This is a genomic window from Butyricimonas faecalis (assembly GCF_003991565.1).
In the GTDB taxonomy this organism is placed as follows: Bacteria; Bacteroidota; Bacteroidia; order Bacteroidales; family Marinifilaceae; genus Butyricimonas; species Butyricimonas faecalis.
Genome location: NZ_CP032819.1, coordinates 1,662,385 through 1,677,232, shown reverse-complemented (window position 1 = coordinate 1,677,232; position 14,848 = coordinate 1,662,385). Strand labels below are relative to the sequence as shown.

13 protein-coding genes and 1 pseudogene are annotated in these 14,848 nt (G+C 42.5%); all 14 read right to left on the bottom strand.

Annotation, left to right across the window (positions count from 1 at the left end):
• Nucleotide 1 precedes the first annotated feature (1 nt).
• Nucleotides 2-1,396, bottom strand: a complete 1,395-nt coding sequence (locus tag D8S85_RS07575; protein ID WP_127074941.1) for a hypothetical protein — start codon at nt 1,394-1,396, stop codon at nt 2-4.
• A gap of 19 nt (nt 1,397-1,415) precedes the next feature.
• Entirely contained in the window at nt 1,416-1,874 is a 459-nt protein-coding gene (locus D8S85_RS07570) for a hypothetical protein (protein WP_127074940.1), read from the bottom strand.
• 11 nt (nt 1,875-1,885) lie between these two features.
• Nucleotides 1,886-3,073 carry a hypothetical protein gene (locus D8S85_RS07565; RefSeq protein WP_127074939.1) on the bottom strand — a complete coding sequence of 396 codons (1,188 nt, stop codon included), beginning with the start codon at nt 3,071-3,073 and terminating at the stop codon, nt 1,886-1,888.
• A gap of 317 nt (nt 3,074-3,390) precedes the next feature.
• The gene (locus D8S85_RS07560) at nt 3,391-4,122 is read right to left on the bottom strand and encodes a UpxY family transcription antiterminator (protein WP_127074938.1); all 732 of its coding nucleotides are present in this window, start codon (nt 4,120-4,122) and stop codon (nt 3,391-3,393) included.
• Between the two features lie 636 nt (nt 4,123-4,758).
• Nucleotides 4,759-6,819: a MobV family relaxase gene (gene mobV, locus D8S85_RS07555; protein ID WP_317128931.1), complete on the bottom strand. Its 2,061-nt coding sequence runs from the start codon at nt 6,817-6,819 to the stop codon at nt 4,759-4,761.
• Nucleotides 6,820-6,979: 160 nt separating this feature from the next.
• Nucleotides 6,980-7,729 carry a P-loop NTPase family protein gene (locus D8S85_RS07550; RefSeq protein WP_240648904.1) on the bottom strand — a complete coding sequence of 250 codons (750 nt, stop codon included), beginning with the start codon at nt 7,727-7,729 and terminating at the stop codon, nt 6,980-6,982.
• Nucleotides 7,617-8,126, bottom strand: coding sequence for a helix-turn-helix domain-containing protein (locus D8S85_RS07545; RefSeq protein WP_127074937.1), 510 nt, complete (start codon nt 8,124-8,126; stop codon nt 7,617-7,619). The genes D8S85_RS07550 and D8S85_RS07545 overlap by 113 nt, the downstream gene beginning before the upstream one ends.
• Nucleotides 8,123-8,530, bottom strand: a complete 408-nt coding sequence (locus tag D8S85_RS07540) for a helix-turn-helix domain-containing protein (RefSeq protein WP_127074936.1) — start codon at nt 8,528-8,530, stop codon at nt 8,123-8,125. Before D8S85_RS07540 ends, D8S85_RS07545 begins: the two co-directional genes overlap by 4 nt.
• Nucleotides 8,531-8,813: 283 nt before the next feature.
• Nucleotides 8,814-9,623, bottom strand: coding sequence for a hypothetical protein (locus tag D8S85_RS07535; protein WP_127074935.1), 810 nt, complete (start codon nt 9,621-9,623; stop codon nt 8,814-8,816).
• Complete coding sequence (locus tag D8S85_RS07530) at nt 9,620-10,633, bottom strand: nucleotidyl transferase AbiEii/AbiGii toxin family protein (protein WP_127074934.1); 1,014 nt, start codon at nt 10,631-10,633, stop codon at nt 9,620-9,622. Before D8S85_RS07530 ends, D8S85_RS07535 begins: the two co-directional genes overlap by 4 nt.
• The gene (locus tag D8S85_RS07525; protein ID WP_127074933.1) at nt 10,630-11,247 is read right to left on the bottom strand and encodes a DUF6088 family protein; all 618 of its coding nucleotides are present in this window, start codon (nt 11,245-11,247) and stop codon (nt 10,630-10,632) included. The genes D8S85_RS07530 and D8S85_RS07525 overlap by 4 nt, the downstream gene beginning before the upstream one ends.
• Nucleotides 11,248-11,376: 129 nt before the next feature.
• Complete coding sequence (locus D8S85_RS07520; protein WP_127074932.1) at nt 11,377-12,705, bottom strand: tyrosine-type recombinase/integrase; 1,329 nt, start codon at nt 12,703-12,705, stop codon at nt 11,377-11,379.
• 45 nt (nt 12,706-12,750) lie between these two features.
• Nucleotides 12,751-14,070, bottom strand: a complete 1,320-nt coding sequence (locus tag D8S85_RS07515) for a site-specific integrase (RefSeq protein ID WP_127074931.1) — start codon at nt 14,068-14,070, stop codon at nt 12,751-12,753.
• A 189-nt stretch (nt 14,071-14,259) separates the two neighbouring features.
• Nucleotides 14,260-14,847 (bottom strand): annotated as a pseudogene (locus D8S85_RS07510) (glycosyltransferase); the annotation flags it as partial.
• Nucleotide 14,848 lies beyond the last annotated feature (1 nt).

The following is a 14,848-nucleotide window of genomic DNA, read 5'->3' as shown; positions in this document are numbered from 1 at the left end:
GCTACGCATTAAATTTTTCGTTAAACAATTTTCTCATGGCAAGGAAGAACATTTCAAGGAACTTGTCGTTGTCTTCTTTACTTTGGCATTTCTTGACAGCTGAGTTCAAACGATCGGTCACTAAATCATAATCAGATTTAAGGCTGATTATCTTTTTAGGCTTAACTCCTGTGACGACCTCAAAAGGTTTATCTTTTGTGTTAAGGTTGAAAAGATCTAATGAGCGTTTATTTCTCTTCATTTCGTCAAGCCATTCGATGAACAAACCTGTAAGGTTCTGAAGCTCCGTCATAAAAGAAGACCCGTACAGACCATTGAAGTTGTCATTGTTGGCATTGAAATCCTTAGACGAATAATAGTCAAATTTGTGATTCAGGCAGTTGGTCATCATCATGAACTCTGTCAAAGGGGCGAAAAGCAAACGTTTTTGATTCTCGTAGAAGGAGTCGAATGTAACAGAATTAGTGAGTTCCTTCAGACCAAGTTCTTTGTTTGACGTATTTGCGTGTTGCTTGTTACTGAAATCCACGATAGCAGTAGCAGCAAGGAATTCTACGAGATGAGCATCGTTTTGCTGCGCTGATCCACCTTCGTGGTTTTCATAGGTATTTGTAACATTATCAGCAAGAAAATAAAGCGCATCAATAGACTTATTCTTGCTGATATTGTTTTCGTAATAAGCCAATGCGGATTTGGTCTTAGAGATGAAGGTCGATGAATCAATCTCGCTTTCATCGTCATTCTTCAGTTTGAAATATGGAAGAATGGTGATGGCACCAATTTCTGCATGGTTAATCAGATCATTGTTTGGGAAGTTAGTTCCAGTGCGAAGAGTTTTCAATAAAAGAGGAAAACCACTTGCACCAGTTCCACCAAAAATGGAACTAATGATAAAAATCTTGTCACCCGATTCGAAGTTGTTGGCGAAATCCTGGAAGTCATTAGAATCCACAATTTGATTGAGTACAATACTCCCGATATTGGGGTTGCCCTTGAAGCCTACATCCATAGACGAGCCGAGGTTCTTTTCAGAGAATAGCATTCTCATCATGGCCTGCGATGATTTATCCATGGAAGGAAGATCAATAAACTGCAAAAATGTCTTATCATCGGTGTCATTTATGCGAAGAGTATAGTTCACAAGAATTTGGGACAGCTCTTTTCTAAAGAAAGTTGACTCATTTTTCGGGGTGAATGAAAGGGAAGAATGAATAGTCCTGTAGGTGTTCATAAGGGCTACAGTTCTTGTTAAGTCTGCATTAGAAGCGTCGGGGTCGATAATAATAGGCACGATTTCGTCTGCACCAATATTTACACCTGCCGCCATCATCATTGTGAAAGAACGGAGAACACGTGCACCTGTTCCTCCAATTCCGAATACATATAGTTTGGCCATGATTAATAATATTTATATGTTAAAATGGAGCTCGGGAGCAGTTTGTACTCCACCACTTGATAATATACGAGAATATGATGAAAGCTATGATAGCATCAAGCATATTGGTAACTCCAAATGCAAGGATGTCATCTGAGTAGATAGGAAGGTCAACCATCTTTTGGGTCGCGGCATCTTTTTTTACCATTAATCCTGCATAATAATCTTTAAGAACCCATTGCCATCCGACTACAAAGTTTATCACAGCGTTAATACCCAAGAATATAAGCCATCCCCACCAATTGTTCAGGCGTGGATGATTAATAATGTAATAGTAGCAGACAGCTACAATTAGGGAAATCACCAACATGGTAAGGCCGATGCCAATAAACATGTTGCTTAACTGCTCTGGAGATGATTCTCCCCAAAGATACTCTGCAAGTTCTATTCCAAAGAAGTCTTCGAGCCAGCAGTAGATACTTCCAAAAAATTCACTCATGATATTTAACTTTATTTATTTTTTAATTCAAAGGAAACCGATCCATATGTAGTTGAGTTCTTATAGACTTCTGCCACACCCTTAATCAGTGCCATTAGTCCTGTTGTTTTGTCAAGATTTTCTTTTATATTTTGTCCTGTTGTGTCATCTGAATTAGATATCCATGTTGCCAAATAAGGGTAAGAAAAAGAAACCGTTTCTGATTTCAATGTCTCGGGATTGGAGATTTCTAAAGTGACAACATGGCTATACGGACTATCTGTAGCAATAATCTCTTCAACCGACGCCACTGCTACTTGTTGAGGGTTAGCAGATTTGTATTGTGCAATATTCTTATACAGATTGCTGCTTTGCAACGATCCTCTTAAATTTACGAGTAATTCAATATGTATTTTTCCTGAATGGTTTGTTACATAAGTACTTTTACTCATATCGAATGGTATTTTCTGTGGAGCTGCGTACGCACAATATTCTTTAATACCGCCTATAATATTCTCGACAGGAACCTTTTGGTTGAATTCAGCCAAATACCTTTGATTACCAATTACCCAAATATAGTAAGGTCGTTTTACATCCTTCAAAAATTCCCGATTATGTCCGCAAAACCAAAAACCACTAAATTTGGAGTCAAGTTTGATTATTTCAACTCCCAATTCGGGATTTTTTGCCAGAGCTTCATTAAACGTGTTTTTAATAGAAATCTGGTAATTCCCTAAAAAATCAATCGCATTCTGAGGAATGTCAAGGATACAATCTGAGATAAATATAGAAACCGTTTGTTTGCCATTAGCCTTTACTATCGTGTCAAAAATCTGACGAAGGTCTGTATTCGTTCGGTTTCCACCAGCTTTAGCAAAAGATTGTGGGGTAAGATTTTTAATATATGTATTTAAGTCCCCAGTGAAAGGGATAACTTTCGAATTGATATAGTACAATGAACAGGATGTAGTCAATCGCTTCAAGTCGCTTACATAATCAAAAACTGCATCTTTTAGATTTGATCCAGCACACATATACGCATCCATACTACCGGAATTTTCTACATATACTTTTAGCTCAATAGAGTCTTTTGTTTCCTTTGGAGCAGGTACTGCATCCCATGTTAGTTTGATCTTACTACCCTTCCCAACGCAGGTAGAGATAACTGCAATAATGATGATTGTACAGATCACAATCGGAATAATGAACTTTTTATTCATATGAACTTCTTTAATCTTTATTTTAATTGTACTTTTGTTGGCATTAGTGATTGCCACTATCTCAAATCAAGCTTCCATGTTTTGGAACGGCAAAAGAATCTTTTCAAAAGACACTCCATCCATGCCCCTGACATTTAATTTGAGATATTTGGACCTCTCTTTACACAAGGATCCAATATAAACTTATAGAATTTATAACTATAACTCTGTCCTTCAAAACATCTATATCCTATAAGGGCATAATAACAATATGTTGATGACAAATGATACACATAATACAAATTGGAATAGTATCTTTTTCATAAACATTTTTGTTATTATTCAACTAATTCTAGAAACGCATTTGGCACATATGCTGTCACCATCGTTATCAAACCTTCAACAACCACACCTACTCTCTGTTGTCCTTGCCATCTCGCCACTCGTCCAACGACTCCCTTGAATGCACCGTCAACAACTCGTACTAATTGACCTTTCTCGAACTTGGGCACTTCGTCTAACGACACGATAGTATTGTCCGCATCGGCTGCACAGATAATCTTCAGACTTTCCATCTGATAGTCGGGGACTATCAATGGTGTCTTGTTGATTCTGCAGCCAACGTGGACGTGGCGATAGTAAAAACGAAGGAATGGGAGGTTTACGTTGTCGTAAACAAAAGTCTTAATTTGTTCTTCTGTACCGAATGCGAAGAAAATGTTGGGCAATCGTGATTCAGCGACAACTTTGCGTTTGCCGTTGATAATTTTAACTGCATTAGTAGTGGGATAGAAAGCGATGATGCCCTTAGCTACAAAATAATCGTATGCTGCTTTCTCTCTTCCATATGTGCAACGGAGGGCGTACCAATGGGGAGTATCTTCCTGCTTCTGTTGCTTTAATGTCGTTCCCGTATGCACATTTCTGGTGGACACCCCTGTATGTGAACTCACTGCTGATATAGTGCTTTGAGCTTCGGGGAGGACGTTGGGGGTAAGCCCAGCGCAAGGAGGAGTTTCACCATCTCCAACGGTGTGTACATTTTCTGGTGTACATTCATCGATTTTCATATCGGTGCTAACTTTATTCTAGACAGAACTCGGTTAAGTTGCGACACAAAAAAAAGCGTGAGTCGTCCTGTTGTCCGTCCCACGTACCAAGGCTCTTGCATTGCCAAATCCAGTTGAACAGACAACGTTAGAGCCCACGCCGATATGAAAATCGCATCCGTAAAGAGACCTATACAGCATATTACATTGCACCCCCAAGGACACAATCTATGCTTACAAGGTCTCCACGGGATTGATATAATCACACCCGGGACATCTACCGTTGCTACGTTCAAGACTGGATTTTGAATTTGCAAGATTCGGTACGTCTTAAACACAGCGTCGAGTAAACGCCTTCAATATGTCAGAACTATCGTCCCACCCAAGCCCGCTTCGCACAGATATGTCTTTCGATTTTACCATGCTCCACACGGCGTGAGCTGTCTCATTATATCTTCTACAAGAACTCGTCTTGGGCTGATATTCAGTTGAGACATGATAGTCCGAGTGCAAATATAGGCATTTTTAATCAGAATAAAGAATAAATCTCAAAAAAATCTTATTGTTAACTGGGGAATTGGTGGGAATTGGTGAGGAGTTACCCAAAATTGGACTTGTTGAAACTGTGCTTTTGTGTGACATACATTATGTGTAAGGTCAACGCTTTTGCGTCTTTCTCTTGGCTGGTGTTCCCAAGCCGACCTTCTGTGTGCCATCCCAATTCGTAAGCTGGTCGGCACATCCGTTTGAGCCGCTGAGTGAGACATAGGTATCGGCGCTGCATGACATGTGGTCGACAAATGCAAGTAAGTTTTGACAAAGGGGTTCGGTATAAACGACTCCCTTTGTGGCAAAGATCTTTGTCCATGATGTAACACATTCCTTGCGAAAGTTACTGCAATCATCCCATACCATACCTGCAAGGAATTTGTCTGTGGCTGCTTCCACTCTCTTTGCAGAGTCGAGAGAAAGGTTGTACTTTGATGCTGTTGCCATGATGCCATAATAGATAGCGTTGGCTTCTTTCTCAATGAAGTCTATCCGTCCTGTCTTTGAGAAACTTTTGAGGGCATCGTACCCTTCATTTATAAATCGGTCTATGATGTCTTGGTATCTGGATTGTTTGGCTTGCTCCTCTCGTTTAGCTGCCGCTTCCTCTTTCTTGCGTTCCTCCACACGCAGCATCGCATCTATGATTTCAGGTTGATGCCTCATCTCATTCCATTGAAGAACAAGATTCCTATACTTTGACAATAGTGCATTGTAGTCATTGCCTATATCTGTGAGTTCATCCCTTGCAACTGACAGTTGCCTTTTAAGACGGCCAATCATTTCATCTTTTTCTGCAGCCACTCGTTTGATTGCATTCTCGTCAAGTTGAGATATACGCTCTTTGACTATTGCGTTTTCTTCTTTCAAGACTATGTTCTCTGCTTCAAGCGACCTATTCTCATTGATAAGGCGATTGAGTTGCTGCATATAGTAAGTGTAAGTTTTGTTGACAGATGCTCGTATACCATAATTCTGCTTATCACGTTCAACATTGATGGCTGTTACAAGAGCCTTGATAGCATCATTGATGTTTGTTGTCCGTTCCTCTCGCCAAGTCTTTTGTCCGATAAGTGCAGGAATAGGAATGGCAAGTTCTTTCTTAACGGCATCCATTGCCTCTTGAACAGGTGTCTTGATATTGAGAAGAGGGAAGGTGAGCTCTTGCTTGTCAATAGTGGCAAGAACAGCGTATTTCTCCACCTTGTCAAGAGCAGCTTTCGCCTGTCGCTCGGCTTCAAGAACGACTTTGTTCTTATGCCTTCGTCCTCGCTTTTCCTCCTCTGACAATTCATTGTAAGGGATACCGCGTGCAAGACCATACTTGCGGCCAACCTCATTGTGATAGTCTGTATGAAGTTGCGAGAGATATTCCGACTTTGCTTTTCTCGTCTCTCCCCACACCTTGGCATAAGACACACACTCAACATAATCCTTTGAGGCAGTCTGCTTGGTGTAGTTGTCTCGTTCCTCTTTGGGTAATGCTCTCCATTCCTTAGTTGAAAGCACTATGTCGGGATTGTTCTTGTTGACATACTTGCTACCAATGCGTCCACGTTTCTTGACTTTCTCCACAGGAATAGTCTGCACATGGGCATGGATACTTGTTTCGTCACAATGGACTGCGAAACTGATAATATTCTCCTCGCCCCATTTTCGACAGGCAAAGTCGTAGGTGTCCTTTGCCCATTTATAAATGCCTTGTTGCAATACGATGTGGCTATGATCTGCATCAGGATTGGCAGTGTCTATCCTTTGGTTGCCAAAAGCGAGGTTGTACAGCACGTCGTGGTCGCCACTGAATATCATGGCGACAGTGCAGTTCGGACTGTTCTTTGATACTTGGTCTGGATGCCTGGCATCCATGTATGGCTTGAATCCCAATTCATCAAGGCGCATCTGAATGCGCTCATGGAGTGGAATGGGATTGGAACCAAGAGGGACAATCTTTCCATCCTTGACTATCTCGAAGTTGAGATTCTTGCGAGAGAAGTTGTAATGATTGTTCTTCTCCTTGTCGGCATTCTTCAGACGATAAACATTCTCGTCCCAGCCTCTGCGCTCGGCTTCGTTGCCCACTTGGGCGGAGAATGATTTCTTGTCTTTGCCGACATGGATAGCGGCACGTGGTATGTTGCTTTGCATATTGTATTTCTGTCTTGTTGACATTGTAAAAGGCGTAACTCGGTATAATGGCAGCAGGTCTCGGGCGAAGCCTGAGCATAATAGAAGGACTTTTTAAGTGAACAGCGTCAGCAGGTGAATCTAAAAGTCCCTATTATGTTCATGGACTTTTGCAAAAAGTCGGCTCCCTCACGAAAGACTGCCTCTATCCTTGACTATCCGCCATCTGTGCGTTTTCCGTCCGGTAGGTTAGATTACGATAGACCACCTTTGTCATCATCTCGTTGAGTCGGTCGGCAATTCGGTCACCATATCGCTGACGGATTTCCTTGGGCTCAAGGTTTGTGGTGAAGACCGTGAACAGTTGTGCGTCATACCGCATAGCCAAGAGTTCCTTGATGGGATAAATGAAATTGCCGTAGTCCTGCACTTCAGCAGGTTCAGTACCAATATCGTCTATACCTAATATATCAGCTTCCGCCAATTTGCAAAACTTATTATAATCCGTCTTGCGTATTTGCACAATCTGCATGGCATTGACAATGGTAAAACTATAGTAGTTATCAGAACTATGTCCAGCATTAGGCGATAGGTTCGGTTTGAGGATTTCCAATCGTCTGACAAGGTTCTGCAAAGCCTTGAGCATAGTGGTCTTGCCGTTGCCGCATCCGCCACATAGAACGATTCCGAACTTTGCAGTGTTTGCAGTCAGGCAATTGGCTACCTGTTTGAGTTGCTCTTCAACAAAACCATTATAGATAAACCTGCGATAGCGGATCTGTACTTCCATGATATATGCTGCCAGAAGATATTCGTATGCCTGCTCCTCCAACATAGGCAGTCTAAAACGCCCCGTCATAGTCCGTCCCTTCCGCAGGAACTGGACAAGTCCTGCGATTTTCTTTTCGTTTGCTATTTCCATATACACCTCCGTTTTTACTGTCAAAAATCTCACATCTTCCCTTTATAAAAGAATCTTTGCTTTGGTGTTTGTCTTTATCTTTAATATGTGTCAAGTCCTGTGTCAAACCATGCGTCAAGTTATCCGTCAAGCCTACTGTCAAGTTATCTGTCCATTCAAGCAGTGTGTAATTGGACGGTAGATGGCGGGATTTGCCTTCTGTAAAAGCGATAAGTTTGCGCTCGGATAGATGCTTCCGTGCCGTGATGACAGTTTGCCTTGAAAGGCGCAAGTCTTCACATATTCTTGTTGTGGAGCACGCAAACGGCATTTGCCAATACCGCTTGTTGCTCTCGTTCACAAGGTAGGCAAACAAGGCTATCTCACTCGCTGGCATTGGCGACAACAAAGCAGAACGCCAAAGCTGGTTCATGTGTTCGATATACGTCATACGTTCTCTTTACTATCGTTGTCGTAAGCATTAGGCAAGTTCTTGTCCACTTTACTCTTCCGTTTGCAATAGCCTACAACTGTTTCGTTCATGGAGCGAGCGTGTGTAATGGCTTTGACTGTCGAGGCAGGGTACATGTTCTTGTTGCCAAACTTGATGTGTTGCAAGTAGCCTGTGCGATGCCACTGCCATAGGGTAGCAGGACATACATTGAAAATCTTGCAGACCTCCTCTGTTGTAAGAAATGTTTCCTCAGATTCTTCCTTGCGAGCAGACGCAGCTTGTTCCTCCCATTCCTTGCGTGACTGCGCCAAGAGAGCATTTGCAAAATGGTGAAGGTCTTCGGGAGTAACGGTTAGTGCTACTTGTCCTCCCATCTTTGTCAATGACATGATGTCAACCATATTTTTTCTTTTGATATTCGTTATACATACGCTGTTTTGCTCGTAAACCAGGATGCTCTTTCTCGCAGCGTGATAAAAAAGAAACACCGCCAATCCGCTGGTTTGTCGGATTGACGGTGCAAAGGTATATGGCTTTTGACGGCTCTCAATGAGATTTGAATAGGCAGTAGGATGCGACTACTATTGACTACTCTTTGTTAATGGAATTAACGTGACAATATCAAAAATCCTTAGCCAAATGCTGTTTTACGTTTGACTAAGGATTGTAAATGGTAGCAGATTGTCAGAAACGAAATATGCTGCGACAATATGCAATAATCATAGAAAGGAAGTTCTTGCGTCCTAATTTGCGGTCGTAGAAATGCACCTTATTTTCATTGGTGACATTGTAGCCTATGGCATTTCGTAAAGACCTTCTGTGATACTTGATTTTCTCCTCAACCTGTTTCTTGACGGCATCGGACTCGTATTTCAAGTTTATATGATACTTGCTGAAATACTTGTCGAAACTACTTTTCTTCAGGTTGAACTCATCGACCAGCAGACTGCGAGGAATTGTTGGAAACAATATGCCGTCCTCTATTGCACAATGGATAATGGCGGCTGCATCATCTGGATGTTCACCTCTGATAAGCTGGTGAAGTCCGTAATGGATAGCATAGTATTGGGCTGCGAATGGAGTATATTCAATAAGTTTGGTCGGACGTTCTTCATTCGACACCCCACGAATAATCTTCAAGAACCCTAATACCATCTTTTGGGTAATGCCATAAAAGTGCTTCCGTATCAGTTCCTTGGTCAATGCCTCCATCTCGTCATAATGGCAGTTTCCTCTAATGGCAATATATTTGAGTGTCTTGCGGATTGAAGGTTTCTTTGCCAATTCTTCCCAAGGTGTAGTTTGGTATGACATAACAGCAATAATGGTCATGCCGAAGGCTTCAAGACTTGGCTTTTCGATATTCTCGTTCACTTTCGTTCCATCAAATTCTTCCTTTATGAGCGAAAGCATGAACCTAACGTTCTCTTCAGTTATGTTGCGAGGCTTGCCGAACTGCTGTTCAAGATCCTCGCCGAGTTCGTTTATGTTCATGCCTTTCGGTAATTTAACTGTCTAATTTGCTCGTTGAGCATTGACAACTTGCTTATCAGTTCATCAAAAGAAGGCACCTGTCCGAAAATCATGTGCTCACACATGAACTTATAGTCATCTTGCCATAGTCTTGCAATATCCTCGTTGGGCACGATACATAATGTGGCAGGATATAGCTCATCATAGTTGAAGCCCTTAAGTCCGATGAACTTTCTGCGATGTTCAAGTACCGCCTTATACAGGGCTTCGTTGTGGATTGCACGGTCAGCAATTTTGTTTTCAGAATCCATCATCATTGCCAAATCATATATATGGCGAGACATACGCTCCACTCTGACCTCGCTCTTCCTGAACTCTTCATGCAGCAGGAAAACCTTTTCAAGGAAAGTACGCTCGGGGATGACAGCGTTCACCTCAAATGGCTTTTCTGCAAATGGAGCTTTGCTGAAATGGGCGTCAATAGCAGCGTTGATTGCTTTTTTCTCAATAGGCTCCATCATCGATCTGCCGCTGATTTCTATCTTTACCGTATTCTTGATATATGGTGATACTTCATACAAACTATGATAGGTTATTGTTATCACTTCTGGGTCTGTTGTCGTGACTGGTGTGATTACAACATCCACACTAAAGGCATCTGCCCGTATGCCCAAATCCACTAAAGCTTTCCTTACATCATGCTGCATCTTCTCTCTTACGAAAGAACAGGCGGCGCGACGTAGTCTGTCGCTGATTTGAGTTTTCGATAATTCACCGCTAAAGCCAAGGAATTCTCGGCTAAGTGCAATATCCACGTCTTCGGAGAATCTGGCAATCAAGTTCCAACATTTGCTGAGACTTGTACCTCCTTTGAAAGCAATATGTTCTGCATATGGCAAAGTATGAAGGGCTTTCAACACCTGCGTTACCCACCAGTCCTTTTCGATACTTGACGGCGGTAATCCGGTCTGCAATGCCACGGTATTGATAGCTTCACGTTGTCTATCTTCTGGTATGTCTATGAATTTCATCGTGCAATTAGTATTTTGCGCACCCATGCAGGGGCAAGTTTTATATCATGATTGAAATCGTTGTCGTTTACATTCTTTGCGTGCTCGACAAGCACGTTGCGTTCCTCGTCGGTTATTTTGTTCTCGCCTATGGCGCGCATGGCTGTTACAACAAGCATCATCAGCTCTGATTTATAGGCAAAGTTCTTGCCCGAAGAAGAATGCTTGAACAGGATGCCACGCCCATTTCCGATCTTTATCCTACGTGGTGCGCCGTTGGTCAGGAACACGACATTCATGGGCATCTGCGTGGACAATCCGAGACGATTCAATGCATAAGCTCCCATAGGTACAATCTTCGCCTTGTCTCGTTTGGCTATAGCCTGGGCAATGTCTTCAACAGATGGATAGATAATGCCAAGTCCATATTCCTTGTCCTCTTTTGGGTAATAATAAATGCCATGAGCCAACCGCACCAACATTCCGTCAGTGTACATCCGATGGAATGTTGACTTCACGGCTGATGGTGTTCCGCAGTCTGCATAGTCTTGTTGAAAGACTATCGAACCACGTCCTTTTCCTCTAAGCCTCATTTCTATCTTGTTTACAGTGCTTTGGCTTGATGTCTGTACCATGTTTTTGAAACCTTTTTATTATATTTTTGGTTCTTGTTTGTCTGCAAAGGTATAGTATTTTCTTCTAAACGCCAACGTTTTCATTGAATATCCGTTTTTGAAACGCAATTTTGGCAAACTCGCAATAGGTCAGTCTATCAATTTCACCAGCTCGCGTTTCATCTCGTTGTCGATTTCTCTGTAACGTGCAAAAGCTCGACTGCCATCTGTGTGTCCCGAAAGAGATGCAACAAGATTTGGATCTTTCACCTTCTTGTATAGGTTGCCGATGAACGTCTTTCTTGCTGTGTGGCTTGTCGCAATATCACAGATTGGTTTCTGTATAGGCTCACGAGTCTTGTTGTCAATAACAGTCACCATGCGGTCAATGCCGAGCAGTTTCAGAATTTTCTTAATCTGACGGTTGTATATGTTCTGATTTATCTTTGGCAACAACCTTGTTTCAATGTCTGCATATTTAGCGAGAATCGCTTTCGCCTTATCATTGAGCGGTACTCGGATGGTGCGTGGTTTGTGGTTCTTTGTCTTTTCAGCAATGTATTCCACAGCACCATCAACGATGTTGGCACGTGTCATCTTTTCAAGGTCTCCCACACGGCAGCCGATGAGACAATGAAACATGAATATGTCACGATATACTTGTGTGGATGGCGTTTCGTTACTGAGGTCGGCATAGTAGACTTTGTCACGCTCTTCAAGTGTAAGATAAAATGGAGGGCTGTCCAGTACCTTAGGCATCTCAAAGGTGGCGAAAGGGTCGTTTGTCGTGATATTATGCTTCAAACACCAGTTCACAACCGTGCGTATTCTTCTGAATATAGTATTGATGGAATTTTCCGTTAGTTGGCGTGGTTTGAAACGCTCCTCTATGTCATCGAAGATTTGAGGGTAATGCTCATAATATTCAGCCTCGTTTACCAGATATTTATGAAACTCACGCAAGTCATCGGCTGTTATGGCATCAAGTCGCATGGTGTAACCTCGTCTACGCATAATTTCCCTTTGGAAACGCTCGAAGTGCTGCAACTTACGTACGTTATGCTCATGATGCCTTATAGATTCCTTTTCCATTGGGTGGTTCTCGGCATACTGCTGGCATTGATACACAAGACTGTATTCGTCACCTTTTCTGCCTTGGCGGATGTTGATGTTAGGATGATGAAACTCCTCGATAACACCTTTTAGCCAACGGCTGTCCGCTCCATGATAATATTGTGCGGATATAAGCGCTGTCAAGTCCTGCACGGCTTTGTCGAATGCCGTACGCTTTGCCTCCGCTACAAGAGCCACACGTGTCTTGTAACCCTGCCGTTCCGCGCTCCAATGATTAGGATTGATGGATAACTCGCTGACAGCCTTGATGTCAGTCTTGCCGTCACGCACACGGAAATAAACGTGCGCCTGGTCGGTTATGTTGTTCTTTGCCGAGGTTTCTCGGATGAATGCTGTTACTTTCATGCTACTCTATATATAATGATGTATAACTGGTAGATTGTATAAATGTTAGTTGATGAGGTTGACAAGATTTACTTTCGTTTCCTCATCAATCTCTCTGTATCTGGCGAAAGCTCTGCTTCCGTTTACATGTCCTGTCATGGAACTCACAAGCTCGGGGTCTTTCACTTTCTTGTATAGGTTGCCGATAAAGTTGCGTCTTGCCATGTGGCTTGTAGCAACATCACATATTGGCTTCTGAACCTCCTTTCCTGTGATGGTGTCAAGGATAGTAACCTTTCTGTTAATGCCACATTCTCGAAGCACGGCACGGATGCCCTCGTTGTATTGATACACTTGCTTTGTCGGCAGAAGCTTTTCTTGCTTGCCATCGTAACGTTTTAATATTTCCATAGCCTTTGTGGTAAGCGGGACGCTCACGGTCTGCGACCGTTTGCGCATGGTCTTGTGTGGAAGATACTGCAATATGTCACCGACTATATTGTCTTTGGTAAAAGAGAACATGTCTCCGACTCTACAACCCACCATTGATTGGAAGATGAACAAGTCACGATACACTTCTAACTCTGGCTTGTTATGTAGGTTTGTATTGTAAACCTTGTCACGTTCTTCTATCGTCAGATAAAAAGGTGTGCCTTGTACCGATGCAGGAATAGTGAACGCATCGCATGAGCGGTTTGTTGTGAACCCCATCTTGATGCACCAATGCCCAACAATACGCAGATGATGCATGATACCTATAATCTGTGTGCTTGACATCTGCTTGGGAGGGTGCATGTCAAGGCTGAACTGTTCGTAAAACTCAGGGTAGTCATTGTAATGAATATATTCGTTTATGACATACTCTCTAAAATCAAGGTAGTCTTCGGGACGGATAGTCTCGCAATAGAGCGTGAAGCCTTCCTCTCCTTCTACTTCCCTCTTGTAGGCTTCATAGCGTTGAAGCTTCTTGATGGTTGGTTTATAAACGAGTGCTGATTTCGGACTCATGGGATGTTCCGCAATGTATTGTTCCATTCTCGAAACAACTGTAGTCAATGTCTCTGTTGACCTTGAAGTTGGATTGACACATTCATCAATCACATTCTTCATCCATGCAACATCAGCAGTCGCAGAGTTATACTGCTCGCTAAGAGCCGTTGTAATGGTCTGCACCAAAAACTTGACTTTCTTCTGCTCGTCAGATGGTAATTTCTTTGTCCTTCGATAGGAAAGTGCATCATTGTCCCAATAGTCAAGCATAACCTCAATGTCGGAACGGACTTTGAGGTCAACATTCTTATCTCGGAGTCGAAAACAAAGATTGGCTTTTGCAGGAGCGTCTTTGTCTTTAGTCTTGCATTCCTTTGTGATGATGGTAATCTTCATGTTCCTATGTTTTTTATTTCAGCCACAAAGGTAATATCTTTCCCGTAAATGTTCCCACATATCCCCAATAAACTATGATTCGTTTAAATCTATTTATGATTTGGTTTTTGCACTTTATTTCCTTATTATCAGTTATTTGCAGGTATTATCGTCAAAATTCATCAAGTCGAATCATTGTTGTTTTAGTATATACAGTTTCCACTCTTTTAGTTTTGATTCGTAGCGCCAGTAAAAACCTTCCCCGCCTGCCGCCGCGTTGTCTTTCCCCTTGTTTTCGATACGCTTTTCTCCGGCCACGCACCCCGTTTGGGGATCGGTGAAACAAGTCATGATTTCTTTTATCGACGCTGCGTTGAGCATCGTGTTGGCATCCGTGAAAATGGTGTACGAAGTTTTAACATAGGGCATGGCCCGGTTCAAAGCGGCCGTCTTTCCTTTACGTTCGGGGGCAAAGAGAACCGTTGTTTCCGGGTACGCGGCCAATAGCGTGTTCGTGGAATCGGTGGAGCCGTCGGTAACCCACATCACGTGTAACTTGTCTTTCGGGTAATCGAGCAGCGCGCAATTGTCCATTTTTGCTTTGATGACCTTTTCTTCGTTGTAAGCTGCTATCAGAAGCGTGACCTCGGGAAGAGGAACCGGGAGCGTTAACGGCTGTTCCGGGCGGAATTTTTCTTTGATCTTGACAAGGGCGTATAACAGGATGCCGTATCCGATGTAGGTGTAGAATACGATGATGATGGCGAGCCAGAATAAGGTTTGAAGAAATGGTGTCATG

Excerpts from the sequence above, each read along its gene's own strand:
- D8S85_RS07575 (WP_127074941.1), bottom strand. The coding sequence starts at position 1,396 with ATGGCCAAACTATATGTATTCGGAATTGGAGGAACAGGTGCACGTGTT.
- D8S85_RS07570 (WP_127074940.1), bottom strand. The coding sequence starts at position 1,874 with ATGAGTGAATTTTTTGGAAGTATCTACTGCTGGCTCGAAGACTTCTTT.
- D8S85_RS07565 (WP_127074939.1), bottom strand. The coding sequence starts at position 3,073 with ATGAATAAAAAGTTCATTATTCCGATTGTGATCTGTACAATCATCATT.
- D8S85_RS07560 (WP_127074938.1), bottom strand. The coding sequence starts at position 4,122 with ATGAAAATCGATGAATGTACACCAGAAAATGTACACACCGTTGGAGAT.
- mobV (WP_317128931.1), bottom strand. The coding sequence starts at position 6,819 with ATGTCAACAAGACAGAAATACAATATGCAAAGCAACATACCACGTGCC.
- D8S85_RS07545 (WP_127074937.1), bottom strand. The coding sequence starts at position 8,126 with ATGACGTATATCGAACACATGAACCAGCTTTGGCGTTCTGCTTTGTTG.
- D8S85_RS07540 (WP_127074936.1), bottom strand. The coding sequence starts at position 8,530 with ATGGTTGACATCATGTCATTGACAAAGATGGGAGGACAAGTAGCACTA.
- D8S85_RS07535 (WP_127074935.1), bottom strand. The coding sequence starts at position 9,623 with ATGAACATAAACGAACTCGGCGAGGATCTTGAACAGCAGTTCGGCAAG.
- D8S85_RS07530 (WP_127074934.1), bottom strand. The coding sequence starts at position 10,633 with ATGAAATTCATAGACATACCAGAAGATAGACAACGTGAAGCTATCAAT.
- D8S85_RS07525 (WP_127074933.1), bottom strand. The coding sequence starts at position 11,247 with ATGGTACAGACATCAAGCCAAAGCACTGTAAACAAGATAGAAATGAGG.
- D8S85_RS07520 (WP_127074932.1), bottom strand. The coding sequence starts at position 12,705 with ATGAAAGTAACAGCATTCATCCGAGAAACCTCGGCAAAGAACAACATA.
- D8S85_RS07515 (WP_127074931.1), bottom strand. The coding sequence starts at position 14,070 with ATGAAGATTACCATCATCACAAAGGAATGCAAGACTAAAGACAAAGAC.